The organism is Rhizobacter sp. P3_B12 (genome assembly GCF_056402895.1).
On the sequence record NZ_JBFUGN010000006.1, the window covers coordinates 1 to 24,540 of the forward strand.

At 66.7% G+C, this 24,540-nt stretch carries 23 protein-coding genes, 1 tRNA gene and 1 pseudogene; 15 read left to right on the top strand and 10 right to left on the bottom strand.

The genetic code is table 11. The annotated features are described in order from the left end of the window. Both AC1D01_RS00790 and AC1D01_RS00795 read right to left on the bottom strand, forming a co-directional pair. The coding region (locus AC1D01_RS00790; protein WP_477864213.1) for a S1C family serine protease at positions 1–938 on the bottom strand (938 nt) is incomplete at its 3' end. 87 nt (positions 939–1,025) lie between these two features. Beyond that, a complete protein-coding gene (locus tag AC1D01_RS00795) occupies positions 1,026–1,616 on the bottom strand; it encodes a rhomboid family intramembrane serine protease (RefSeq protein WP_477864214.1) in 591 nt (196 codons plus the stop codon). A gap of 90 nt (positions 1,617–1,706) precedes the next feature. On the opposite strand from AC1D01_RS00795, the gene AC1D01_RS00800 reads away from it, so the two are divergent. The 10 genes from AC1D01_RS00800 (at position 1,707) to AC1D01_RS00845 (ending at position 14,358) form a co-directional block, all read left to right on the top strand. After that, positions 1,707–1,791 (top strand) — tRNA-Leu (locus AC1D01_RS00800). Positions 1,792–2,013: 222 nt separating this feature from the next. Then, the gene (locus AC1D01_RS00805; protein ID WP_477864215.1) at positions 2,014–4,539 is read left to right on the top strand and encodes an ATP-binding protein; all 2,526 of its coding nucleotides are present in this window, start codon (positions 2,014–2,016) and stop codon (positions 4,537–4,539) included. A 239-nt stretch (positions 4,540–4,778) separates the two neighbouring features. Then, positions 4,779–7,640, top strand: a complete 2,862-nt coding sequence (locus AC1D01_RS00810) for an ATP-binding protein (protein WP_477864216.1) — start codon at positions 4,779–4,781, stop codon at positions 7,638–7,640. 143 nt (positions 7,641–7,783) lie between these two features. Further along, positions 7,784–8,683 carry a helix-turn-helix domain-containing protein gene (locus AC1D01_RS00815; RefSeq protein ID WP_477864217.1) on the top strand — a complete coding sequence of 300 codons (900 nt, stop codon included), beginning with the start codon at positions 7,784–7,786 and terminating at the stop codon, positions 8,681–8,683. 91 nt (positions 8,684–8,774) lie between these two features. Next, positions 8,775–9,449, top strand: a complete 675-nt coding sequence (locus tag AC1D01_RS00820; RefSeq protein ID WP_477864218.1) for an SDR family NAD(P)-dependent oxidoreductase — start codon at positions 8,775–8,777, stop codon at positions 9,447–9,449. 23 nt (positions 9,450–9,472) lie between these two features. Then, positions 9,473–10,924, top strand: a complete 1,452-nt coding sequence (locus tag AC1D01_RS00825; protein WP_477864219.1) for a carotenoid oxygenase family protein — start codon at positions 9,473–9,475, stop codon at positions 10,922–10,924. Beyond that, a complete protein-coding gene (locus tag AC1D01_RS00830; RefSeq protein WP_477864220.1) occupies positions 10,921–12,039 on the top strand; it encodes an SMP-30/gluconolactonase/LRE family protein in 1,119 nt (372 codons plus the stop codon). The genes AC1D01_RS00825 and AC1D01_RS00830 overlap by 4 nt, the downstream gene beginning before the upstream one ends. 44 nt (positions 12,040–12,083) lie before the next feature. Continuing rightward, complete coding sequence (locus AC1D01_RS00835; protein WP_477864221.1) at positions 12,084–12,857, top strand: alpha/beta hydrolase; 774 nt, start codon at positions 12,084–12,086, stop codon at positions 12,855–12,857. 51 nt (positions 12,858–12,908) lie between these two features. After that, complete coding sequence (locus AC1D01_RS00840) at positions 12,909–13,118, top strand: 2TM domain-containing protein (RefSeq protein ID WP_477864222.1); 210 nt, start codon at positions 12,909–12,911, stop codon at positions 13,116–13,118. Next, the gene (locus AC1D01_RS00845; protein ID WP_477864223.1) at positions 13,111–14,358 is read left to right on the top strand and encodes an MFS transporter; all 1,248 of its coding nucleotides are present in this window, start codon (positions 13,111–13,113) and stop codon (positions 14,356–14,358) included. The genes AC1D01_RS00840 and AC1D01_RS00845 overlap by 8 nt, the downstream gene beginning before the upstream one ends. Positions 14,359–14,529: 171 nt before the next feature. Here the strand turns inward: AC1D01_RS00845 and AC1D01_RS00850 are convergent, their stop codons facing one another. After that, on the bottom strand, positions 14,530–15,270 hold the full coding sequence (locus AC1D01_RS00850) for an SDR family NAD(P)-dependent oxidoreductase (RefSeq protein ID WP_477864224.1): 741 nt from the start codon (positions 15,268–15,270) through the stop codon (positions 14,530–14,532). 81 nt (positions 15,271–15,351) lie between these two features. Here AC1D01_RS00850 and AC1D01_RS00855 point away from each other — a divergent pair, with 81 nt between their 5' ends. The 5 genes from AC1D01_RS00855 (at position 15,352) to AC1D01_RS00875 (ending at position 18,281) form a co-directional block, all read left to right on the top strand. After that, complete coding sequence (locus tag AC1D01_RS00855; protein ID WP_477864225.1) at positions 15,352–16,002, top strand: TetR/AcrR family transcriptional regulator; 651 nt, start codon at positions 15,352–15,354, stop codon at positions 16,000–16,002. A 256-nt stretch (positions 16,003–16,258) separates the two neighbouring features. Further along, positions 16,259–16,594, top strand: coding sequence for a DMT family transporter (locus tag AC1D01_RS00860; protein WP_477864226.1), 336 nt, complete (start codon positions 16,259–16,261; stop codon positions 16,592–16,594). A gap of 75 nt (positions 16,595–16,669) precedes the next feature. Next, positions 16,670–17,095: a DUF4124 domain-containing protein gene (locus tag AC1D01_RS00865; protein ID WP_477864227.1), complete on the top strand. Its 426-nt coding sequence runs from the start codon at positions 16,670–16,672 to the stop codon at positions 17,093–17,095. A 13-nt stretch (positions 17,096–17,108) separates the two neighbouring features. Then, entirely contained in the window at positions 17,109–17,678 is a 570-nt protein-coding gene (locus tag AC1D01_RS00870) for a dihydrofolate reductase family protein (RefSeq protein ID WP_477864228.1), read from the top strand. Between the two features lie 27 nt (positions 17,679–17,705). Continuing rightward, the gene (locus tag AC1D01_RS00875; protein ID WP_477864229.1) at positions 17,706–18,281 is read left to right on the top strand and encodes a hypothetical protein; all 576 of its coding nucleotides are present in this window, start codon (positions 17,706–17,708) and stop codon (positions 18,279–18,281) included. 244 nt (positions 18,282–18,525) lie between these two features. On the opposite strand, the gene AC1D01_RS00880 is transcribed toward AC1D01_RS00875, so the two are convergent. The 7 genes and pseudogenes from AC1D01_RS00880 to AC1D01_RS00910 form a co-directional block, all read right to left on the bottom strand. Beyond that, positions 18,526–19,002 (bottom strand): class I SAM-dependent methyltransferase, encoded by a 477-nt coding sequence (locus tag AC1D01_RS00880; RefSeq protein ID WP_477864230.1) that lies wholly within the window; start codon positions 19,000–19,002, stop codon positions 18,526–18,528. A gap of 7 nt (positions 19,003–19,009) precedes the next feature. Continuing rightward, positions 19,010–20,188, bottom strand: coding sequence for a DUF4382 domain-containing protein (locus tag AC1D01_RS00885; protein ID WP_477864231.1), 1,179 nt, complete (start codon positions 20,186–20,188; stop codon positions 19,010–19,012). Beyond that, complete coding sequence (locus tag AC1D01_RS00890) at positions 20,185–21,012, bottom strand: DUF6502 family protein (RefSeq protein WP_477864232.1); 828 nt, start codon at positions 21,010–21,012, stop codon at positions 20,185–20,187. The genes AC1D01_RS00885 and AC1D01_RS00890 overlap by 4 nt, the downstream gene beginning before the upstream one ends. Before the next feature lie 94 nt (positions 21,013–21,106). After that, complete coding sequence (locus tag AC1D01_RS00895) at positions 21,107–22,192, bottom strand: alpha/beta hydrolase (protein WP_477864233.1); 1,086 nt, start codon at positions 22,190–22,192, stop codon at positions 21,107–21,109. Positions 22,193–22,194: 2 nt separating this feature from the next. Further along, entirely contained in the window at positions 22,195–23,379 is a 1,185-nt protein-coding gene (locus tag AC1D01_RS00900; RefSeq protein ID WP_477864234.1) for a (R)-mandelonitrile lyase, read from the bottom strand. A 133-nt stretch (positions 23,380–23,512) separates the two neighbouring features. Next, positions 23,513–23,662 (bottom strand): annotated as a pseudogene (locus AC1D01_RS00905) (MFS transporter); the annotation flags it as partial. A gap of 9 nt (positions 23,663–23,671) precedes the next feature. Then, positions 23,672–24,523 (bottom strand): aldo/keto reductase, encoded by an 852-nt coding sequence (locus tag AC1D01_RS00910; protein WP_477864242.1) that lies wholly within the window; start codon positions 24,521–24,523, stop codon positions 23,672–23,674. Positions 24,524–24,540: the final 17 nt, after the last annotated feature.

Here is a 24,540-nt window from a genome sequence, read left to right on the forward strand (position 1 = left end):
GTCTTGTAGAAGCGCTCCAGCCCGCCGACCGCGACGCCGTCGATGCGCAGGATCAGGTCACCGGGCTGCAACCCGGCAGCCTCGGCCGGGCTGCCGCGGTTCACCTTGACGACGCGCACCTGCCCGCCGGATTCGACGCAGTTCACGCCGAGCCAGGGCCGGTGGCTCATCGCGGTGCTGCCGCTCTCGCGCATCTCCTTCAGGATCGGCTTCAACAGGTCGACCGGCACGAACATGTTGCCGGGCAGCCGCGGCGCGTCGGCGCCGGCGGCGTCGGCGACGATCAGCGAGCCGATGCCCAGCAGCTCGCCGTTGGCGTTGAAGAGCGCGGCGCCGCTGTGGTCGGCGCGTGGCGGCGAGGTGAACAGCGCGCCGTCGATGTGGTACTCCCAGTAGCCGGAGAACGCACGCCGCGACACGACGCGCGCGAGGCTCAGCTCGCCCTGGCCGTCGGGCGAGCTGCCGCTGACGATCATCACCGGCTCGTCGGCCGCGAGCTGGCTCGTGTCGCCGAGCGGCGCGGGCGGCAGGCGCAGCGGTGCGAGCGGTTGCAGCAAGCCGAAGCCGGAGGCCTGGTCGTAGGCGACGACGCGGGCCGGCACGATGCGCGCGGAGTCGAGCTGCAGGTCGACTTGGTCGGCCTCGAGGATCAGGTAGCCGATGGTGAGCACGAGGCCATCGGTGCCGATGACGACACCAGAGCCGAGGCGCAGCCTGCCGAGGGTGTCGGCCGAGGTGGCGTGGCCGAGCGCCTGGACCTGCACGCCGACCACCGCGGCGGCGGCGCGGGCGAGCAGCTCGCCTTGCTCCTTCAGCGTGGCATCGTCATCGGCGGGTGCTGCCGCGAGCGCGGCGCTGCACGCGGCCCATGCCCCGAGCAGCCAGCCGGCTGCCCACCTGCGCGCGATGCGGCGCGTTGCCTGAAGCCGATCGTTCATGGGCGCCTCCGAACGAGAAACTCGTGCGGTGAGCATGAGCGCTTCGGCCCGCCCCTGGGTGAGGCGGGGGCTTTCCGCGGCGTGAAATCAGCGCCGGCCGAACGGCGGCTGACCGCGCCAGTAGCGGATCATCAGCCAGCCGCCGAAGATGCCGCCGAGGTGGGCGAAGTGGGCGATGCCGGGCAGCCAGCCATTGAGCCCGAACAACAGGGACAGTGCACCGTAGACCAGCACGAAGGTCTTGGCCTTCATCGGGATCGGCGGGATCAGCGGCACGATGATGCGGTTCGGGAACATCATCGCGAAGCCGAACAGCAGGCCGAAGATGCCACCGGAAGCGCCGACGGTCGGATAGGTTGCGCCGGCGACGGCTGCCACGATGAGCTGGAAGCCGGCCGCCGCGACGACGCTGGCCATGTAGAACTGCAGGAAGCGCTTCGGCCCCCACAGCCGCTCGAGTTCGGAGCCGAACATCCACAGGCCCAGCATGTTGAACAGCAGGTGGTTGAAGCCGCCGTGCAGGAAGCCGTAGGTCACGATCTGCCAGGGCAGGAAGCCGGCGCCGATCGGCCACAGCGGCAGGAAGCGGTCGACGAGGTAGCCGGCGATGTACTGCAGGCAGAACATGCCGACGTTGATGAGGATCAGGGCCTGGGTGACGGGAGGCAACGAAGGCATGCAAGGTCCGCAGCAAGGGAAGGGGCGCCAAGCGTACCCGGTTTGGGGATATCCCAGAAAGGCTGTGGCAAACTCTCACCCCCTGCACCGGCCTCGGTGGCGAAATTGGTAGACGCGCGGGACTCAAAATCCCGTTCCGCAAGGAGTGTCGGTTCGATTCCGACCCGAGGCACCAGAACCCCTTTCTGGTCTGCGCCACAGTGCGCCAAAACCAAGCAGAGATCGAAGATGGTCGCGTGGGCAAGGTGCCTCGCAGGACCCTCCGACCTCAGATCGAGGGCGGCAACCGGCCCCTCATCAAGGAGTTGGTGCAGCTCCTCGGGCTGGCGCGGTCCAGCCGCCCACGCTGGATGGATGACAATCGCCGCGAGGCAGGTTCACCAAAGGGGGCCTTGTTGTGGGAGAGCCGATTCGTTGCTACCGGTTCGACCGCTTCGAACTGCAGCCTCGCGAGAGACGCCTCGTCGAGGCCGGGTCGGTGTTGCCATTGCGCCCTCTGGCATTTGACGTGCTGGCAGTGCTCGTCGATCGGGCCGGGCACCTGGTGACCAAGGACGAGTTGCTGCAGCGTGTGTGGGGCAAGGTGGTGGTCGAGGAAAATGCCTTGCAGGCGCAGGTCTCGGCGCTGCGCAAGTTCCTGGGGCCGCAGGCGATCGCGACGGTCAGCGGACAGGGCTACCGCTTCGCCCTCGCCGTGACGCCGATCGAAGAAGCAGCGCAAGCGCCGGCAGCGGCCAGGCACAACCTGCCGCAAGCGCTGACAAGATTCATCGGACGCGAGAGAGAGATCGCCGAAGTCCGACGCTTGCTCGGGTCCACCCGACTGTTGACGCTCACCGGTGCCGGCGGTTGTGGCAAGACCCGGTTGGCACTGCAGGTGGCGCATGCGGTGCACGAGGGCTATCCCGACGGCACCTGGCTGATCGAGCTGGCGCCGCTGACCGACCGGACGCTGATCGGCCAGGTGCTGGCCAAGGCACTGGCTGTCGAAGCGCAGCCGGGGCAGGACGTGGTCGACGCCGTGAGCGACTGGCTGGGTTCGCGGCGGGCGCTGCTGGTGCTGGACAACGCCGAGCACCTGGTCGATGCCAGTGCCCGACTGGCCGACCGGTTGTTGCGGCGCTGCATGGGGTTGACGGTGCTGGCGACCAGCCGCGAGCGGCTGGGTGTCGACGGTGAACTCAGCTACCGCGTGCCGCCCATGACGACCGCGGAAGGCACGATCAACGAGGACCTGCTGGGCTGCGAGGCCGTGCGGCTGTTCATCGATCGCGCGCGGCTGCGGAGTCCCGGGTTCCAGGTCGCGGACGGCGAGGCGGCTGTGGCGGCGTCGATCTGCCGACGGCTGGATGGCATCCCGTTGGCCATCGAGCTGGCGGCGGCGCGGGTCGACATGATGTCGCTGGAGGCTTTGCAAGCCCGGCTCGATGACCGTTTCCGGGTGCTGACCGGGGGCTCGCGCACGACGCTGCCGCGCCACCGCACCCTGCGTTCGTTGATCGACTGGAGCCACGAGCTGCTGGGCGACGCGGAGCGGACCGTCCTGCGGCGTGCGTCGGTCTTCGCCGGCGGCTGGTCCCTGGAAGTGGCCGAGAGGGTCTGCATCGGCAATGGTGTTGGACCGGAGGCCGTGTTGGATCTGCTGACCTCGCTGGTCGACAAGAACCTCGTTGTGGCCGAGGCRCAGGGCCGGGAACCGCGTTTCGGCATGCTGGAGACCGTGCGCCACTATGCGCTGGAGCGCCTGCGCGACAGCGGTRAAGAAGCGTTCGCGCGCGAGCGCCAGCTCGCCTGCCTGGTCGAGATGGCCGCCGCCGTCGACGTGCCCGACTCTGCCGCGGCGCTGCAAGCCGCGTCGCGGCTCGATGCCGAGCACGACAACACGCGCACCGTGCTGGCCTGGTGCGCGAGCGAACCTGCCCGTGCAGTCGGTGGCCTGCACCTGGCAGGCCTGCTCGGCATGTTCTGGCTGGTCCGGGGCCCTCATGGTGAGGAGGTCGCCTGGCTGAAGCGGCTGCTGGACACGGCACCGGCCGGCGTTCGTGCCGACCTGCGCGCCATGGCGCTGAATGCGGCCGCCATCTGCCAGCTGGCGCAAGGCGACCAGGCGGAGGCCAAAACGTCCGCAATGGCGTCGGTATCCCTGTATCGGCAACTGGGGGACCGCCGTGGGCTCGGGCGTGCGCTTGCCACCCTCGGCGAGGCCTACGGGTACCTCGGCGATGCGGTGATGGCCTGCAGGCATAACGAGGAAGCCTTGTCGCTCGCACGCGAGGTGGGCGATCGGCGCGACACCATGGACGCACTGATGAACCTGGCACTCGGTGCATACCAATCGGGCGACCTGGATGCCGCGCAGGCATGGACGGTCGAAGCCCTGGACCTCGGCCACGCCGCCGTCGGACCTTGGCTCGTGGGGGATATGCACATGATCCAGTCTGGCATCCGACGCGAAGTCGGAGATCTCGAAGGTGCTCGAGGCGCGATCCGTGAATCGCTGAAGTGCTACCGCGAGTGCGGACATCGTGCCGGGATCGCGATGTCACTGATCCAGCTCGTCAGGGTGTCGCTGGACGCAGGGGACCTGGCCTCGGCCTGGATCCCATGGCGAGAGGCATCGGACTGGATGCCCGGCGGCAGCAACTATTGGGTTGAGTGGCTGGACACGGCAGCCGGCCTCGTCGCTGCGTCCGGTAGAGCGGCCGACGCGGCGCGACTGTGGGGCTGCGTGCAACGCCAGCGCGAACAACGGTCGCTGCTCTCGCGGCCGCGCTCTTACGTGGCGATGCAAGGCGCGGCGCGTGTTGCGCTGGCTGACGATGCGGCGTTCGATCGCTCCTTGGCCGAGGGCCGCACCTGGACGCTGGACGAGGGGGCGCGAACAGCATGGACGCTCGACGCAGCGCCCCACCCAGGCCGCTGAGGCGCTCCGGCGAAACCTGCCTGTTGGCGCTCATGCCCATGGCGTGCATTCGACGAGCCCGAGGCTTGCCTCCGGTATCAGGAAAACATCAGAAAACTCAAAGGACGTGTGCGCACCGGCCATGAATGATCCCGGAGTCGGGCCGCGTACGACGGCAGGGCGCCAGTCCTGGCACCCAAGCGGGTCGTCGACGAAATCTCGGGAGAATTGACAGTGGGCCACGATGACGGGAGCTGGCCGTGACCAGCGACTCAACCCGGAAAGCACCTCGCCATTTCGCGTTCGAAGCCTTCGTGCTGAGTCCCGATCGCCAGTTGCTGTTGAGGGATGGCGCTCCTGTTCGCATCGGAATCCGCGCATTGGACATCCTGACTGCTCTCGTCGAGCGGCCGGGCGAAGTCGTCAGCAAGCGCGATCTGATGGATCGAGCCTGGCCAGACGCCGTCGTGGAGGAGGAGAACCTCAAGGTCAACATGGTGGCGTTGCGACGGGTGCTGGGCGACGAGGCAGGCGCTGCCAGGTACATCGCGACAGTCACGGGGCGAGGCTATCGATTCATTGCGCCCGTCCAGACCGTAGAGCTGCCGGGATTCGGGCCGCACGCTGCATCGCCGGCAGCAGGCAGCGGGAGGTTGCCCACCGAAACTGCGCGAATCTTCGGAAGGGCGCTGGCCATCGAAGGCATCCGGCGCGGCCTCGATGAGGCTCGGATCGTGTCGATCGTCGGCGCCGGCGGCATCGGGAAGACGACCATCGCGGTCGCGGCGGCTCATGCAGCGGCAACGCAGCGTGCCGATGGCGCCGCATTCGTCGACCTGGCGATGATCAGCGACCCGCAGTTCGTGCCAGCGGCGATTGCTTCGGCGCTCGGCCTCGGCGTGACGAGTGGCGATCCGCTGTCGAGCGTCGTGCATGCCTTGCGGCGGCAACAGAAGATCCTGCTGTTCGACAACTGCGAGCACCTGCTGCCTGCGGTGGCGGCTGCCGTGGCGAGGCTGGCGGGGCACCTCGATGGCGTTCGCATCCTCGCGACGAGCCGTGAGCCCCTTCGGATCCGGGGCGAGCGGGTGCATCGCCTGCGCGGGCTGGAATGCGACCCGAGCGAACACCCCGCAGCGGACGAGGCCCGCAGGTTCCCTGCCRTCGAACTGTTCGCCGCACGCGCTGCCGAGCGCTCGGGCTATCGACTGACGGATGGCGACGCCCCGGCGGTGGCTGAAATCTGCCGGCGGCTCGATGGCAATGCACTGGCGATCGAACTGGCCGCGACCCAGACCGCTGCCTTCTCTCCCGTGCAGATCCTGCTGATGCTCGACGACAGATTCCGGCTTCTCAGGCTCGGCCCACCCGGCGCGCCGCTGAGGCAGCAATCCCTGCTGGCGACCCTCGACTGGAGTTACGGGCTCTTGTCGGAAAACGAGGCCGCCCTGCTGCGCGCCATCGCGGTGTTCGCCGGCACCTTCAGCGCCGACGGAGCGAGCGCCGTGTCCGGCGCAAACCCTGCGGAGGTGATGGATGCGCTGTCGCGGCTGTCCTCGAAGTCGCTGCTGGTGATGGACACCAGAAACGACCTGTTGACCTACCGCCTCCTCGAGACCACGCGCGCCTACTGCCTCGAACGCCTGCGGGTGAGTGCCGAGGACGCCACGGTCCGCGATCGCCATGCAGAACACATGTGCGCGGTGCTCGAGCGGGCCGCCGCGGATTGGGAACGCAGCGAGTTGCACGAATGGGAGGCCTCCTACGGGCACTGCCTCGACGACCTGCGCGCTGCGCTCGCCTGGTCTGGCCGCGATGAGGCGCTGCGATCGCTGCGCATCCGCCTGACCGCCGCAGGCGTCCTCCTCTGGAACCACTTGTCGCTGACCGAGGAATGCCGCCGGCACGTCGGCGAGGCCGTCGCGGAGCTCGACGCAGCCGGGCAATCCGGAACGGCGGTCGAGATGCATCTCCAGATGTCCCTGGCAGGCAACACCCTCTTTGCCCGCGGCCTCACGCCCCAGGTGATGAGCGCGATGCATCGAGCCCTGGACATCGCGGTCCGGATCGGCAACGTCGGCGCCCGGCTCCGATGCCTGAGGACAATCGGTGCGTGCGAGATCATGGGGGGCCGCAACGACGACGGGATCCGCACGCTCGAGAGCTGCGCGTCGATCGCCGCCACCGTCGCCGCCGAGGATTCGTCGGCCGCGCGAGAGCGGGAGAACTATCTCGCCATCGGGGAACTGTTCGTCGGCAATCTGCGCAGCGCGAGGCAGCGTCTCGAGCGGCTCTACAACCCCGACGCACGCGACTTCAACGACTCGCGACTCGTGCGCTTCCTGGTCTACCGGAACGTCGATCTCGGGAGCGTGCTGTCGCACACGCAGTGGTTGACGGGCTTGCCCGAGACGGCTGCGCGCACGGCGGCTGCCACGGTCGATGCCGCGCTCCGGACCAGGTACTGGTTCTCGGTCAGCAACTGCCTGTCGTGGGCGTGTCCGATCTTCTTCCTCTCGGGACATCACGACGCATGCAGCGACTACGTCGAGCTGCTCGAAGAGCAGGTGCTTCGGCATGGCATCGGCGTCCGCCGCCCGGTGGTCGTCTTCTATCGCGCAGCGCTCGCCTGCGGGCAGGCCGTCGTGCCCGCGGAGGGAATCGACGACCTCGCGCGGGGGATCGAGGAGTTCCGCGCCATCAACTACCTGGCGCGAATGCCCTTCTATCTCGGCGTTCTGGCCGACGCCCTCACCAGAAGCGGCCGTCTCGGCGAGGCACAAGCCGCGATGCGGGCCGCGCTCGATTGCGCCGTCACCCAGAACGAGCGTTGGTGCGTTCCGGAGTTGCTGCGCATCCGCTCGTCCATCCTCGCGGCCACCGGCCGGGCGGCGCAGGCCGAGGCGTTGCTCGCCGAGTCGATGGCGATGGCGGTGGAGATCGGCGCTTTGTCATGGCGGCTGCGGGCAGCCAACGATCTGGCCAGGCTGTGGCAGCTGCAGTCGCGGACGGCAGACGCTCGCGCGATGCTGCGACCCATCCATGGCGAGTTCACCGAAGGCTTTGCGACGCGCGACCTCGCGGTCGCGACCGACCTGCTCGCACTGCTCGAAAAGCCCTGAGAAACCGCAAGCCGGCATGAGTGGCACGCACTGCGTTGGGGCGGCCTGCACTTCGGCAGCGCAAAGGCCTAACCGCACTTAACTTGATCGGCAGGGCTGGCCCCGCGATCCTCGTGGCACACCCGCCGCCAGAAGGATCGTCGATGCCGCTGCAGACACAAAGTGATGTGAAGTACGCCAGCAGCGAGCTGCTGGCCGGAACCACGGAGTGGGACACGCTGCGCGCCGAGCACCGGCAGGTGCCGGGCGGCGTCTACAACCCCGTCACGTCCAGTTGCACCGAACTCGTGATCATCCTGTCCGGCCAGGGCACGGTGCGGCGCACCGGCGATGGCCAGCGGCAGGAGCGTGTGGCACTCCCCGGCACGAGCTGGCTGGTGCCGGCGGGTACCCATGAAACGCAGCTGGAACTCGACGCGCCGCTCGAATGCCTGCATCTGTTCATGCCGGCCAGCCTGCTGGAACGAAGTGCCCTGGCCGACTACGGCATCGATCCCGAACGATGCCGTCTCGCCTATGCGGCAGCGGTCGCCGACCCCGTGATGGCGCAACTCGGGGGCTCGCTGCAGGCGTTCATGCGCAGCGGCAACCGGCACGATGACCGCCTCTTCTGCGACGGCATTCGCACCGCGGTTGCGGCACGCCTGATGGGGCACTACACGGTCGACCGCTGGCGCGTGCCGCCACCATCGCCAACGCTCGACCGCCGGCGGTTGAAGCGCGTGCTCGAGTTCATCGAAGCCCACCTGGCCACCGCGCTGTCGCTGGACGGCCTGGCCAGCCAGGCCTGCCTCAGCCCCTTCCATTTCGCCCGCCTGTTCCGCGAGGCGATGGGCGTGCCACCGCATCGCTACGTGAGCGAACGCCGGGTCGAAGCGGCCAAGGCGATGCTGGCTGACGACGGTGCGTCGCTGGCGCAGATTGCGCTGGACACCGGCTTCGCATCGCAGGCCAGTTTCACGCGTGTCTTCGGCAAGGCGACCGGCGTGACGCCGGGCCAGCATCGCGCGCTGTGCCGCCACCAGCGCCTCGAGCTGGATTGAGCTTCATGAGCTCAAGAGCGCAAACGCGGGAAAGGGATGCGCAAGATCTGCGCATACGCACGAGGACCCTTCCACTAGCCTGTGTTTCATGATGAGACTCAAAGACAAAGTGGCCCTTGTGACGGGGGCGGAGGCGGGGATCGGGCTCGCGGTGACCAAGCTCTTCGTCCAGGAAGGAGCAACGGTGTTCGCGAGCGACCATGCGGCCTCGAACAACCGCTCGCCCGATGTCTGCGCCTTGGAACTCGATGTCACCAGCGAGTTGGCATGGCAGAGCGCGGTGGACCGCGTCATCGAGCGAAGCGGGCGGCTCGACGTGCTGGTCAACGCGGCCGCGGCTGCATCGTACGAACAGCTCGACGATCTCTCCACGAGTTCATGGATGTGGTCGATCGCCTTGAATCAGACCGGCGTCTTTCTCGGCATGCGCGAGGCCGTGAGCGTGATGCGGCGGCAGAAGGCGGGCGCCATCGTCAACATCGCGCCGGCGCTGCACCACCCGCCGACGAGAGAGGCGTACGCGTGCCACGCCACCACCGGTGCCGTGCGCAGCATGACCAGGAACGCGGCCCTGGCCTGCATGACGGACAACATCCGCGTCAACGTGGTGCTGTCCGGCTTCGTGCAGGCGCCCATGCTGTGTGGCATTGCGCCGGTCCAGGTCGCCTATGGGTGCCTGTTTCTGTGCTCCGACGAAGCCAGCGGCATCAGCGGCGCCGAGCTGGCCATCGACGGCAGCGGCCCGGTGGCCGCACCCATTTCGTGAGAGCCCCACGGAGCGCAGACGCCATGCAGCAGACTCAACGCCGTTCCCGCGAGCTCGAATCGATCGCGCCGTTCCGGCGTTCGCCCGACGTCCCCGAGCCGCGGGACGCCGACATCGCCGGCACGGTGCCGTCCTGGCTGCAGGGCGACCTGCTGCGCACCTGCCCCGCCGTGTTCGCACAGGGCTCATGGCAGGCGCAACACTGGTTCGATGGCCTCGGCCAGATCTACGCGTTCCGCATCGGTGCTTCGACGGTGCGGTTCCAGTCGCGCCTGCTCGACAGCGAGGCCGCCCGCGAGATCGCAGGCGGCCGTGCGAAGCTCTCGTCGTTCGGCACGCCGACGGAGCGCTCAGCCTGGCAGCGGCTGCTGCAGCCGGTGCAACGCAGCACCGACAACACCAACGTCAACATCGTGCAGATGGGTGACGAGGTCGTTGCCCTCACCGAAGGGGCGCGGCAGTTGAGCATCGACGCGGCGTCGCTGYGCTCGCTGGGCGTCCGGCCGTATGGACCTGACGGACTCGGCGGCAACGTGATGAGCGCCCACCCGCATCGCGACTTCGCGCGCGGGCAGGTGGTCAACCTGGCGACGAGCTTTGGTGCCGGCGGAGGTGTCGTCTCGGTCTACGAKCACGATGACCGCATGCACGTGCGCCGGGTTGTCGGATCGTGGCGCACGGACCGCGTGCCCTACCTGCATTCGTTCGGCCTCACGCCGACGCGCGCGGTGCTGCTGGCGCATCCGTTCGCCGTGCGGCCACGGGACATGCTCTGGTCCAACCGCGGCTACATCGACCACTTCGAGTGGCGCCCGCAGGACGGCACGCGGCTGATCGTGATGGATCGCGGGAGCGGGGCGACGACCGAGCATGAGGCCGACGCGATGTTCGTGTTCCACACCGTCAACGCCTTCGAGCGCGATGGCGAGACGGTGCTCGACGCGCTGGCCTATCCGGACGCGACGATCATGGAAGACCTGCGCGTTGCCCGCATGGCCGAGCGGCTGCCCGACCTCAGGCCGAAGCTGGTGCGCATCACGATGCGGCCAGGCCGGCCCCGTGCCGAGGTGCAGATGCTCGGCGACGCGGCGTTCGAGTTCCCCTGCATCCACTACCGCAGGTCGAGCGGAAGCGACTACCGCTACGCCTGGGGCGCGGCCGACGGCCCACGGTCCGAAGGCGGCTACGCGTCGTCCATCGTGAAAGTGGACGTGCACAGCGGCCAGAGCCGTGCCTTCAGCGACGGCGAGCGCATCTACGGCGAACCTGTCTTCGTTGCCCGTCCGGGCGGGGTCGACGAAGACGACGGCGTGCTGCTCACCGTGGGGTGCAGCCAGCGCACGGCAGGCTCGGCGCTGTCCATCCTGGACGCACGCGACATGATGCTGTTGGCCCGCGCGGAAGTGCCGGCGTCGATACCGCTGGGCTTCCACGGCTCCTTCATTGGCGAACGCGAACAAGGAGGCCGGCCATGAAGCGTCGATCGACTGGCAAGGTGCTCGCGGCCGCGGTGGCGCTGGCAGCAGCCGGCGCCGCGGCCTACCTCTGCCTGTGGCCGGTGCCCGCCGAGCCGGTGGCCTGGCCTGCACCGCGGCCGCCCGGCTACGTGGGACCTCACGCGCCCAACGCACGCCTGGCCGGGTTGCACAGGATCGACATCGGCACCGACTTCGGCCCCGAGCACATCGCCCTCGGGCCCGACGGCAAGCTCTACGCTGCAATGACCAGCGGAACGCTGCTGCGCATGGATGCCGACGGCGGCCGGCGCGAGGTGTTGGCCGACACCGGGGGGAGGGTGCTGGGATTCGACTTCGACGCCCAAGGCCGCATGCTGGCCGCCGATGCGATGAAGGGGCTGCTCGCCATCGGTCGCGATGGCCGGGTGGAACTGCTGGCCGACCGCGTCGGCCCCGACGACCCGATCCGATATGCCAACTCGGTGGTCGTCGCGCCGGACGGCACGGTGTACTTCACCGACGCCTCGTCGCGCTTTGYGCCTTCGCACTGGGGTGGCACCTACGAGGCCAGCGTGCTCGACATCCTCGAGCAGGCCGCCACCGGCCGCGTGCTGGCCCACGACCCGGTGGCACACGGCACGCGTGTGGTGGCCCGGGGTTTCTCGTTCGCCAACGGCATCGCGCTGTCGGCCGACGGGCGCACGCTGTTCGTCGCCGAGACCGGCCGCTACCGGATCTGGAAGCTCGATGCTGCGGCACGCGGCATCGACGTGCAGCGTGCCACGCCCCAGGCCCGCGTGCTGCTGGACAACCTTCCCGGCTACCCCGACAACCTGATGCGCGGCCGCGACGGGCGAATCTGGGTCGGCCTCTTCAAACCGCGCAATCCCGCCGCCGACAGCCTCGCCGAGCGGCCCTTTCTGCGCAAGGTGCTGTTGCGGCTGCCGCGCGCATGGCTGCCGCTCGGCAAACCCTACGGCCACGTCTTCGCGATCGACGGAGACGGCCACGTCGTCGAAGACCTGCAGGACCCCACCGGCGCCTACCCGGAGACGACTGGCGCCACCGAAACCGCGCAGCGCCTGTACATCCACAGCCTGCACGCACCGGCCATCGGCTGGCTCGCGCGCTGACGCCGGTTTCATCACCTGTTCCAACCCGCTGAAGGAGCCTCGTCGTGAAGAACCCCATCCACCTGCTGCGCCTGATGGTGCCGCTCGTCGCGGCACTGCTGGCAGGCGCGCCGGCCTGCGCTCAACAACCCCTGGAGAAAGCCAAAGTGAAAAACGTCGTTCTCGTTCATGGCGCCTGGGCCGATGGCTCGGGCTGGCACCGCGTGCACGATCTGCTGCGGGCCAAGGGCTACGCCGTCAGCATCGTGCAGAACCCGCTCACCTCGCTGGCGGCTGACGTGGCCGCCGTGCAGCGCGTGCTGGCCCGGCAGAACGGGCCGGCCCTGCTGGTGGGCCATTCCTACGGCGGCGTGGTGATCACCGAGGCGGGCAACGCGCCGAACGTGGCGGGGCTCGTCTATGTGGCGGCCTTCGTGCCCGATGCGGGCGAGTCGGTGGCGTCGATGCTCGAAGGCGGCGCCCCGCCCCCGGTGCAGCCCTCGGCCGACGGCTACCTGTTCTTCGACGCCGCCGTCTTCCCGCAGGCCTTCGCGCAGGACCTGCCGCCGGCACAGGCCGCGTTCCTGGCCGCGGCGCAGATCCCCCCGGCGGTGGCCGCCTTCGAGGCCAAGGTGTCGCAGCCCGCGTGGAAGACCCACAGCAGCTGGTACGTGCTGAGCACCGAAGACCGCATCATCCCGCCGCCCGCACAGCGCCAGATGGCGGGTCGAGCGAAGGCGTCGATCAAGGAGGTGCGGGCCAGCCACGCCTCGTACATCTCGCAGCCCGAGGCGGTGGCCGAGGCCATCGACCAGGCGGCGCGGGCATCGGTTCGATGAATCGGGCGCCCCGGCACGCCGCCGGGGCGATGCCCGAGACAGGAGGAAAACGTGAAGAAGCTCGACCTCTCGGAGCGCAAGCGTGGCTTTCGCATTCACTGGATCGTGTTCGTGCCGAGCATGGCCCTGCTTGCCGGCATCAACCTCTGGACCGGCGCACCCTATTGGGTGGCGTACGTGCTGGTGAGCTGGGGCATTGGCGTTCTCGCTCATTGGTGGTTTGTCCTCGGGCCGGGCGCACCGGAGAACCACCATGCTTGAAGAAGCCTACGAACCGCAGTGCAAGTCCGCGAAGATGCATTGCAACGATGCGCGCCAGCTCAGCCGAAAGACGCTGACCCTGCTGACGCTGGCACTCGGAACGTTCTGCATCGGAACATCTGAATTTGCCAGCATGGGAATCATCCAGCTGTTTTCAGCCGAACTGGGTCTCGATATTTCAACCGCGACGCATGCGATCGAAGCCTATGCCTTCGGTGTCGTGCTCGGTGGGCCTGCCGTGACGATCCTGGCGGCGAAGTTGAACCGCAAGAATCTGCTGCTGGCCCTGATGGCGATCTTCGTTCTCGGCAACGTGCTGTCGGCCGTGGCGACCGGGTTGGGAAGCTTTGCGCTCGCACGCTTCGTGAGCGGCATCCCGCAAGGCGCGTACTTCGGCGCAGGCGCCGTGGTCGCCTCCTACATCGTCGGGCCTGGCCAAGGTGGGCGGGCGTTTGCCCTGGTGATGACGGGCCTGACAGTGGCGACCATCGTCGGCTCGCCGCTGGCGGCGCTGCTGGGCCAGACGCTGGGCTGGCGCAATGTCTACGTCGCCGTATCGGCACTGGGTGTGCTGTCGTTCATCGCCCTGTGGATGTGGGTGCCACGCTCGCGCGCGTTGGACGGCGGGCCGGTGTTGCAGGAACTGCGGGCTTTGAACCGCGCGCCCGTCTGGACGATGGCGGCCGTGGCTGCGTTGGGCGTGGCCAGTATCTTTGCCGTGTACACCTTCATCGGGCCATTCGTGACAGACGTTGCCGGGCTGGGCGCGCGATGGATCCCGATCGCATTGGCCCTCTTTGGCGTCGGCATGACAGCAGGCAACGTGGTCGGCGGGTGGCTGGCGGACCGGCATCCCTCGCAAGGTTTGAAGGCCGGTTTCGGCAGCGCTCTGGTCGCGCTGGCGATCCTGGCCGTGGGTGGCGAAAGCGCCTGGGTGCTGATGGCGGGCATGCTTGCCGTGGGCGCCACGATGATGGTGGCGATCCCCACCATTCAGGTTCGGCTCACGCAAGCTGCGCCGGATGCGCCGACGATGATGGGCGCGGTGAACCTGGCGGCCTTGAATGTCGCGAACGCGATCGGTGCATGGGCTGGCGGCCAGGCCATTGCGCAGGGATATGGCCTGCTGTCCGCGGTGTGGGCCGGGTTCGCGCTGACCCTGGCCGGGCTCGTGCTGTTCCTGCTGCTGTCGCGCAAGCCCATCGACGGCAGTCGGTCTCGCGTGCTCTACCCGCTCTAGGACCGATTCCAAGGCAGACCCAAGGTGCATGACGCGGTTGGTTTTTGCTGTCGACATAACGTCCGGTGACTGACCGCTGCATGCAGGCTGGTTGCGATCAGTCAGGTAGAAGTCCTTGAGGTCGACGCCAGGCATAGGCTTTCTCCATCGAGAGGCTTGGATGCCGTCGACTCAGGCGAGCAAGCCGCCATCGACGTTGATGATGGTTCCCGTCAGATGTCGCGCTGCAGGACTCGCCAGGAAGCTCACGGCGGCGGCGATATCCGCCGGTTCGGCGTAGCGACCCAGCGGCGTCAGGCTGCGCTGCCAGTCGGAGCTCTCCCCGTTGGACGGGTTCATGTCCGTGTTGGTGGAACCTGGCTGGACGAGATTGGCGGTGATGTCCTTCGGCCCAAGTTCCTGCGCAAGGCCGCGCGTGAAGGATTGCAGCGCCGACTTGGTCATGTAGTAAATCGTCCCCGGGGTTCCGACGATGCGCTCCGCACCGGCGGAACCGATGGTGATGACGCGACCGCCCGCGCCCAGGTGCGGGATGGCGGCCTGGGTCGTCAGCACCGGGCCGCGCACGTTGACCGCAAGCAGCGCGTCAATATCGCTGACGCTGAAGTCGGCGATGGTGTTGTAGAGCGCGATTCCGGCGTTGTTGACCAGGATGTCCAGGCCCCCCAACGCGGCCACGGCTTCCTCCACCGACCGCTTGATGGCGATCGGATCCGCACTGTCAGCCTGAATCGCCGCGCCACGCTGGCCCAGCTTTTCGATGGAAGACACCACGGCGTTTGCCCTATCGGCCGAGTTCTGAAATGTCAGGGCAACGTCGGCACCGTTCTCGGCCAACGCCATCGCAATGGCGGCTCCGATGCCTCGAGATCCCCCTGTGACCAGGGCGCGTTTTCCAGCAAGGGTTTTCAAGGAATCATCCTTTGTGCAGTGATCGATGCACAAATGGTAGGATTGCGACATCGGCTGGTCAAGCTATTTCTGCAGTGATCGATGCAAAAAAAGATCATCCCTTCAAAATCCGCCACCCGCGTACCTGCCGCTCGTGGCCGACCGCGCGAGTTCGACCGCGAGGCGGCATTGATGAGGGCCATGCGGCTCTTCTGGATCAAGGGCTACGAGGCGACTTCGATTGCCGATCTGACCACGGCTTTGGGTATCGGTTCGACCAGCCTCTATGCCGCGTTCGGCTCGAAGGACGCGCTGTACGCTGAGGCGCTGCGCCTGTACTCCGCGACGTATGAGGACCTGGTTCTGGGGCGCTTCCGCCAGGCGCCTACGGCCCGCGAAGCCGCATTCGCCTACCTGTGGGATTCGGCCGCGGCGATGACAGGCTCCGATTGCGATCTGCCACATGGCTGCCTGGTCACGCTTGGCACTGTCGGAAGCGATGGCCATACCGAACTCGCGGATCTGATGAGGACCACGCGAGGCGGCGCCTTCGATGTGCTCGTGCCGCGCATCGCACAGGCGGTCGCTGAAGGCGAACTGCCGAAGACTCTCGATGTCCACAAGCTCGCGAGGTTCCTGCAAACAGTCCAGAGCGGCATGGCCATCCGGGCACGCGATGGCGCTGCGAGAGAGGAACTGCAGGCGGTTGCCGAGATTGCGATGGGCGGATGGGACGGGATGGTTCGACCATGAACAAGCTCCTGGAACAGAGCAAGGGCAAGCGGAGCTGGTGGCGGTCAGCCCGCAAGGCCGGGCACACCTCGAGGCGCGGCGCACAAACAGTGCTCCACAAGGAGCGCTTGCCGAAAGAGTCGACTCCGTCCCACGCTCTCAGTCGTGGCTGCTCCGAAGTCAGAAGCTAAACTGATCGTGCTTCAGGTACCGCTTACCCAACTGCTGGCGCCACTCGGTACAAGTGGTCGGCTTGCACGTTCAGTAGGGGTACCGCATGAAATCAACACTCGTGGCCTGGTCGGTTCTGGTGGCCAGCGTAGTTGCGGAGGTGGCAGGTACCGTGGCACTCAAACACTCCAGTGGGTTCACGAAGTTTCTTCCGGCTGCCATCGCAGGCTTCTTCTATGTGGTCGCAATCTGGCTGATGGCCATGGCGATGCGGCAACTGGAAATGGGAGTCACCTATGCAGTGTGGGCTGCGAGCGGAACAGCAGCCATTGCATTGGTCGGCATCGCTTTCTACGGGGAGCAAACTTCGGCTCTCAAGCTCGCAGGTCTGGCGCTCGTGGTTTTCGGCGTAGTCCTGCTGAACCTGGAGGCCCAGTCGTGACGCCTGGCCCTTCAATCGGGAGGCAAACGTCAGGCGCTGCAAGTGCATTCAGTTCCGATTGAGAAGATCYACGCCATGAAAACACCGTTCGGTTTATTGCTGTTGACTACGATCTGGTTTCCTTGCCATGCAATGGATGTCTACAAATGGACTGACGCAAAAGGCCAAGTCCACTACGGCGACGCCGTCCCGGAGGGAAAGGCAAGCTCCGCCAAAGGCATCTCAGTGAAAGGTGGCCCCGTGTCGGAGGCGGACAGGAGGGCTGCGACAGAGCGCCTTGCCCAGTACAGAGAAGATCTGGCGCGGGCCAGCCCCGAAGCTGCAGCCGCGCCGGCCGCGACAACGCCAAAGCCAAGGAAAACGCCTTGCGAAGAGGCTTGGGATGCCTACAACGAAAGCTATGCATGCTTTGATCCGTACCGCATGGGCAAAGGAACAATCCGGCTGGAGGCCTTCCAAGGCTGCAAGGAAGTCAACCGGCCGCCCGAGGCATGCAGATAGCAGGAGACCCCAAATGTCCACATCGGTACTCTTCATGTCCATGTCACTCGACGGATACATCGCTGGCCCGAACGACGAAGTGGGCAACCCCGGCGGCGACGGATTCGATCGATTGCACGAGTGGTATGGGGACTTCTCCCGACCATCTGGGGCGGTCGGACAATTGTGGGACGACTGGAACTCACCTGGCGCGATTCTGGCGGGGCGGCGCACTGTGGAGCAGATCGATCACTGGGGCGGTGACAATCACGGTGTCCCGATCATCGTCCCCAGCCACCGGCCGCCGGGCCCTTCGGTAGCGAACTATCCGTTGGTGACATACGTGCCCGACGGCATCGAGCGCGCAATGGCGCAGGCAAAGGCGGCCGCCGGGGATCGCATCGTGCTGATGCTTGGCGYGGACACGGCGCAACGGGCGCTCGAGGCTGGTGTGCTGGATGAGTTGCAGATCCACCAGATCCCGGTCCTGTTCGGTGGTGGCCGCCGGTTATTCGAGATGTTGCCTTCGCGCGTCGAGTTGGAGATTGTCCGGGTGATCGACACCCCGGAGGCCACCCACATCCGCTACCGCGTTCGTCGCTGAGTGGGCGTTAGGCAACAGGAGGCGGTAGTGGCAGATTCTTTTCCAGGCTTCATCACTGTCAACGATCTGCCTTATGCAGATCGAGTGAGTATTTTCTCTTCCGGGCTGGGTCTTCACTTCAGGCCGGGTGACCGAGCGGGTTTGTACATGCGAAAGATCGGCATATATCCCATGCCGGCGGCCTTCCTGATCGCCGATCCGCAGCGCATGCAAAGTGGCTTCTTTTACTCGATGACCGGAACCAAAGTGGGTGGGTGTTCCGAGGGGCCACTTGGTCACCCTGGTGATGGGGAGTACGACGCATGGCCTGTTGTCGAGTTCACAGTCGCGGCGAAATGTACGAGCAAGGCGTTGACGCTTGGCGTGTCGGGCACTACCGGGGAAGGTACGAGCGGGTTCGAACATCCAGAGCCACTCAAGCCATGGAAGTTTCATATCGAGATTCGAATCCCTCGAGATGCAATTGCTGATGCTCTAAACCTGTCAGAGCCCGAGCAGCGTAAATTGCAAGAAACCTGGAGCCATTTCGATGCGGCTGCCTACCCTTCAATCGAGAGGACGCCACCCGGCAAGCCGGGCGCCGCCTCTCCTCTCCAACGTTGAGCGATCACTTTCCGGACCCTTGCTCAACCTGAGCCAATTTCCGCTTTGGGGTCGATAGCTCCAGTTCGCGCAGTCGCGCAGCCGACATTCTGCGAAGAATGCCGCGCACTCATTCCGAATCCGCTCAACCGAGCGCCAGCTGGCACACGGCCTCCCAGGGAGCAGATCACCGAAGAGACAAGATCGAATGGGCACAGCRCTGCGCAGTCAAGCTGCGCTCGCTGATGACTGGGAGTCTCTGGGGCTATGTCGTCTCAGGCGGCCGGCTGACGTGACCCGCCACCAGGGTGGTTCCGCCCGCGCGAACACAACGGTGCATCTTGTCGACATACCGTGCTCTCTGTGCTTCGCATTGCATCGTTCCGTAGTGGTTCCCATCGAACCAGACGTCGTAGGCGTGATCCGGCAGGTCGACGTCGACGACGTCTCCCACCTTCCATGCCACGTACTTGGAAAGCGAGCCGAACCGCTGCTTGAGGTCTTCGATGACAGCGGCAGACTTGTCGACGACCGTCAGTTCGACATTGCTCTCCAGCAGGAGGCCTTCGAGATCCGACCGGTTCTCTCCCCCGATGGCAATCACGGACAGGCAGGTCGAGCGAACGCCGGTGGAACGGCCGCCGTTGCGGTCCTCCCACACGGCAGTCGAGAGAGGTCCCCATCCTGGCGTGAAGGCGCGAGCCTGGGATCGCAGGGGGTTGGCTTTGGTTTTCGGCAGCATGCAGGCGTCAGGGGAATGTGAAGTTCAACGGAGCGACAGGGGCGGATGTGTCCACTGCCTGCGCTTTCGAGGCGCCGGAGGAGGTGGCCACCACGGTGTAGCGACCCGCCGCTCCCGCGTCTGCCACGAAGTTCAGCAGCAGTGGATCTGCGGCGTAGGGCGATGAGACCGGCGCACCGTTGGGCAACATCAGCTGGAAGCTGCCATCGAGGCCGTCAACGATGCCGTTCTGGACATCGACCGTGATGCTGCCGCCCAACGTCTGAAGGGCGCGAACAGTGGCCGATGCCGGCGTCACCGTTCCGGTCACCTGCCGGTCGGCGGGCGTGGAGATCGACGGGGCGATCGGCACCGCGGCACTGGCAACGTAGGTATACGCGGTCGCGGTCACGGGCACGCCTGTCGTCACCGCCGTCACATGCCCTGCGGCACTGACCACGAGGTCGTAGCTTCCGATGGGAACGGGGTACAGCACGAACTTGCCGGTCGCATCCGGGGCGGTGGCCTTGACCATGGTGCCGGCGCTTTGCACGGAGACCGTCGTTCCGGCGATCGCCATGGAGGGGTCGACGTAGCCGACCACCCGCTGCCCGGCATCGGACAACACCGTCGTCGCGGACAGCACGGGCTTCAGGTTGTAGCGGCCGGAGTTGCCGAGCCGAACGACGGATCTGCATGCGTCGAAGTCGAGGGCGAGGTCGACGACCTTGCCGACGGGAACCTCCACATCCAGGTTCAGCTTGAGACCGCTCTGCTGGGCGCTGGGAGTCTCGAGCGCCGTCTCCTGGCCGCCCATCGGCACGACCGAGTTGGCCAGCGGGTGTGCCGCGTCATTCGCCGCCAGCACCAGGCGAAGCTGGGTGTACCGGCCCGCCGGCAACGAGGTCTGCCCCAGGTCTTCCAGCACGCCATTCGTGAGCGTCAGCAAGTCGATGCGGCGGGCCGGCGACAGCACCACCTCCGACCAGCCGCCGTCATCGTCACCCGCAGTCGGGCTCTGGTTCACGCGAACCCGCTCGATGGTGACATTCACCGCCTCGTAGCCGCACGCCGGGGCATCGCCGATGGAGACCCGCATGGTGCCCGCATCCTGGCCCGTTCCGCCGATTCCGCCGCCACCGCCACARCCCGCGGCGATCAAGACGGATGCGACAAGGCTGGCGCCGGCGATTCTGAGTGTCTTCATGTCGAACCTCTTTGCGTGTCGGGAGCCGCCAGCGGCTCCTCGAAGTAATAGATGCCGAGCCCGACGCGGGATCGCGGGACGGCGGGCTGTCCCGGCTCGTCGTCGACATCGTGCGCCGCCAGCCAGGCGTCCAGGGTCTCGAGCAAGGCTTGAGCCTTGGTGGCGCTGATCTTCCGGAACGCCCCCAGGTCGCGGGTCGGGATGCTGTCGTACATGACCTTGCGCTGATAGCGCGGGTCGGTCGAGCCGTGCTGGATGTTGTGGTCGATGGTGTCGACCAGGTCCGAGGCATCGCGCCCCAGGATGCTCAGTTTTTCCAGCACGCCGGCTTGCGGGACGTACGCGCGCTGCAGGGGCTCGATGAGGCCGTCTTCGCGCCTGCCGATCGCGCCGACGCGAAGCAGCTCGTCGAGCACGGCCCGGGCAGGCATGTCGCCGCTGTGCCGTTTGACCAGCGTGGCAAAGCTGCGTTCGCCGTCGATTTCGAYGGCGATGGGCTGGCCGGAGCCGTCGAGATAGTCCGGATCGCGAATCCACCCGGTGAGGACGCGGGCCGCGCGGTTGTACTCCTGCGCGGTGGCGGCGCTGTCAGGACCTTCGCTTTCCAGCAGGCGTTGAACATCCTTGCGGGAGAGGCCCGTCAGGATCGATGCGCGGGAGATCGAGGCCTTCTTGCCTGGCAGCGCGAACTCCTGGAGCGCAACCTCGACGTAGACGTGCTTCGCCAGCTCCTGGAAGGCTGCGAAGGGGATCGAATGGCGAAGCAGCAGCCGCACCAAGGGCCGCAAGACACGGGTGACGGCGCTGGCGACGGCGTTCTGCACGGCAGTCGATGGATTCATATTTGGGATTTTTATCCCAAATATTGAGGACGTCAAACGAAATCTGGAGAGAGGTCCGCCAGCTCGGAGGCGCTCGTCAGTCCAGCTTCTTCTCGGCGAGGAAGGCGGACACCAGGTCGGCGATCCGGACGTTGTTCAGGTCCGACATCAGGAAGTGCGTGTTGCCGCGGACACCGATCTGCGGGAGATGCACCAGGCGGGCGTCACCGCCATGCCTGTTGACGGCGTCGACCCAGAGCCTGGCCATCGCGAGCCGCACGCGCCAGTTGTCCTGGCCGCGCTCGGCGGTCGGCTCGGCCGGGAAGTTGTCGCCGTAGTAGATGACGATCGGAAGCCGGGTGAGCTTCTCGAATTCAGACAGCGGCACGGCTTCGGGCGCCAGCGTGCCGGCAGCGCTTGGCATGGCCGGCGGCAGCTCGCCTTGAGGGAAGATGAAGCCGCTGCCCGGCTCGAACGCGACGACGGCCTTGACGTTCGGGTTCTTGATCGCCGTCAGCCAGCCCGGTCCGCCCCCTTGGGAATGGGTGAACAGGATCGCCGGCCCGGTCCTGGTCAGAAGGGCCGACATGGCATCCGAGATCACGCCCGCGTCATACGGGCCGGTGTTGGGCGTGACCGAGCGGAAGAACTGGTCCAGCGTCTGCGGGCTGCGATCGAACTGCACGTTGCCGAAGTAGTTCGGCCATGTGCCGAGGCGGAACTGGTCGAAGAACAGTTGATCGTTGGGCGCCGGCTCGATGGTCGCCGCGACCGTGCTGTTGCCCGCGCGTCCACGCCTCGGCTGGTCCACCAGGTAGACGGCGAAGCCGCGGCGCAGGAACAGGGTCTGGAAGCCCTCGCGACCGTCCGGGGTGGTCTCCCAACTGCGGGCCGACTGGAAGGCGCCGTGCAGCATGACGATCGGCAGCGCCCTGGGGTTTTGCGGCACCTGATGGAAGGCGTAGAGGTGGTCGCCGTGAAAGCTCTGTCCCGACGCCGTCGGCTGGTTGTTGTCGTAGCTTCCCGGGGTTGTCTTCACGGTGCCGCCGACGGCGAAACTCCCCTGCGCTTGAAGCAGCAGAGGGCCCGAGGGGGCGCCAGAACCGTTGACGTGGGTCGCGCAGCCAACGACCAGCGCCGTGACGAGGATGGTGGCGGCCGGCAGGATTCGTGTGGCGCTCATGGTCACCCTCTCGATGCGGCGGCGAGAGCCTGCGTGAGTGCTTCGTCTGCGCGTTTTGCGGCGCCCGCATCGCCGTGCTCGGCGAGCAGGTGCTTCAGTTGCCGCAACTGCGAGGCGGTCAAACCGACGCGCAAACTGGCCCGCATGTGCGAACGCAGCTGCGCTTCCACGCCGGGCATCGCTGCGAGTGCGCCGACGGTGGCCAGTTCGCGGCTCTGCCAGTCGAGGTTGTCACGCTCGAAGATGTCACCGAACAAGTGAGCTCGCAGGAACTGGTTGATGACCGGTGCGAAGTCGAACACCGCGCCTTGAACCGGTCCGCCGGAGATCTCGGTCTGGTTCGCCTTTCCTGCTGCAACGAGTTCGTTTCCGGTGGCGACGGTCCGGTCGGGCTCGCGACCTGGCGCATCCAGGATGCCGCGCTGCTTGCGGGCCTCCACGACCTTCATCAACTCGGCGAGCGCGTTGAGGCTTCTGGGAAAGCCCGCGTAGGCATAGAGCTGCACCAGGATCTCCTTGGCCTCGCTGATGGCCAGCCCCGCATCCAGACCCCGTGTCAACGCGGCGTTGAGCTTTGGCATGTCGCTGGTGGACAGGGAGGCCGCGATGAGGGGGATGGCCTGCTGCCTGGCTGAAAGCGTTTCGGAGGTGGGCAGTGCAAGTGCCCTGGCTGGCAATTTCTCGTCGCCTCGCACAGCCAGGCCGTTGCTGGCCAAGGCGGCCTGGTAGTCCTGGTCGGTCACCTTGTCCTGCCAGGCGACCGAGTTGCCGTCCTCTTGCTCGGCAATGGCAACGTGGGTCATTGCACCTTCAGGGCCTGCGCCATGCCAGTGGCGCACGTTCGCGGGAACGGTGACGACGTCGCCGGGACGCAGCACATGCGCCGGCTGCCCTTGCTGCTGAACCAGACCCAGACCGGCCGTGACGATCAGCGTCTGTCCCAGCGGATGGGTGTGCCACGCTGTGCGCGAGCGTGGCTCGAAGGTCACCGTCGCGCCGCTGACTCTTCCTGGTGGCAGCGCCTGGAACGGCGAGCTGATGCGCACGACGCCGGTGAAGTTTTCGTTCGCTCCGGTGGCGGCCGATGTGGGCGAGGCTGTGCGCACCGTGACGGCGGGTGCGGCCGGCGCTTGCGCAATCGCGGCGCCGGCGGCACTCGCCAGCGCAATGGAAAGCAGTGTCTTCATGCGAGGGCCTTCTTTGACTTGGATTGGTGGCGGCGCGGCAACACGATGCAGGCCCAGGAAACGATCAGCGCCAACGCCAACAGCAGCGCCCCCACATTCATGACGATGGCGATGCGATGTGCGAGCGTGTCGATGCGGCGCTGAAACCGAGGTTGGCCTGGATCCGAGGAAGGCCGGTGATGACGATCGAAATGTCCACCACGATCATCAAGTAGCTGGCCACGATGATGGCCAGCACGGCACCGGCCCCTTCGGCCGGCGAACGGACGGAGGACATGCTCATGTGGCGCGATCAGATATCGAGCTTGCGCTCGGCCATCCACTTGACGATGGCCGGATCGCGGTGCGAGAAGAAGCTGCTGGTGTGGGTGTCGAGCGCTGCGATGCGGGCCATGTCAGCCTCGTCCAGCTCGAAGTCGAACAGCGCCAGGTTCTCCGCCATGCGCTCCTTGCGCACCGACTTGGCCAGCGCCACGATCCCCCGTTGCACCAACCACCGCAACACGACCTGGCCCACCGATTTGCCGTACCGCGCACCGATGTCGGCCAGGACCCCGTTGTGGAACAGGTTGTTGCGGCCCTCGGCGAACGGCGCCCACGCCTCGGCCTGGACGCCGATCTCCTTCATGAAAGCGGCACCCTCCAGCTGCTGCTGGAAGGGGTTCACCTCCACCTGGTTGACGGCCGGCGCGATCTCGTTGAACGCCTTGATGTCCATCAGGCGGTCCGGGTGGAAGTTGCTGACGCCGATGGCGCGCAGCTTGCCGGCCCGGTGCGCATCTTCCATCGCACGCCACGAGCCGTGCACGTCGCCGAAGGGTTGGTGGATCAGGTACAGGTCCAGGTAGTCCAGCTTCAGGCGGCGCAGCGACTTGTCGATGGCCTGCTGCGTGCGCTCAAGGCCGGTTTCCTGCACCCACAGCTTGCTGGTCACGAAGAGCTGCTCGCGAGGGACGCCGCTGGCGCGCAGGCCCGCGCCCACCGCTTCCTCGTTCATGTAGGAGGCCGCGGTGTCGATCAGCCGGTAGCCGGCCTCGATGGCATCGAMGACGCTGCGTTCGCATTCCCTGGCGTCCGGGATCTGGAAGACACCGAAGCCGACGATGGGCATCTGGAGGCCGTTGTTCAAGGTGACGAGCTGCATGGCTGCTTCCCCGGGAG

Bases quoted from the DNA above. Each gene is read 5' to 3' on its own strand.
- AC1D01_RS00795 (WP_477864214.1), bottom strand. From the start codon at position 1,616: ATGCCTTCGTTGCCTCCCGTCACCCAGGCCCTGATCCTCATCAACGTC.
- AC1D01_RS00895 (WP_477864233.1), bottom strand. From the start codon at position 22,192: ATGAGCGCCACACGAATCCTGCCGGCCGCCACCATCCTCGTCACGGCG.
- AC1D01_RS00820 (WP_477864218.1), top strand. From the start codon at position 8,775: ATGAGACTCAAAGACAAAGTGGCCCTTGTGACGGGGGCGGAGGCGGGG.
- AC1D01_RS00845 (WP_477864223.1), top strand. From the start codon at position 13,111: ATGCTTGAAGAAGCCTACGAACCGCAGTGCAAGTCCGCGAAGATGCAT.
- AC1D01_RS00880 (WP_477864230.1), bottom strand. From the start codon at position 19,002: ATGCTGCCGAAAACCAAAGCCAACCCCCTGCGATCCCAGGCTCGCGCC.
- AC1D01_RS00865 (WP_477864227.1), top strand. From the start codon at position 16,670: ATGAAAACACCGTTCGGTTTATTGCTGTTGACTACGATCTGGTTTCCT.
- AC1D01_RS00815 (WP_477864217.1), top strand. From the start codon at position 7,784: ATGCCGCTGCAGACACAAAGTGATGTGAAGTACGCCAGCAGCGAGCTG.
- AC1D01_RS00855 (WP_477864225.1), top strand. From the start codon at position 15,352: ATGCAAAAAAAGATCATCCCTTCAAAATCCGCCACCCGCGTACCTGCC.
- AC1D01_RS00860 (WP_477864226.1), top strand. From the start codon at position 16,259: ATGAAATCAACACTCGTGGCCTGGTCGGTTCTGGTGGCCAGCGTAGTT.
- AC1D01_RS00900 (WP_477864234.1), bottom strand. From the start codon at position 23,379: ATGAAGACACTGCTTTCCATTGCGCTGGCGAGTGCCGCCGGCGCCGCG.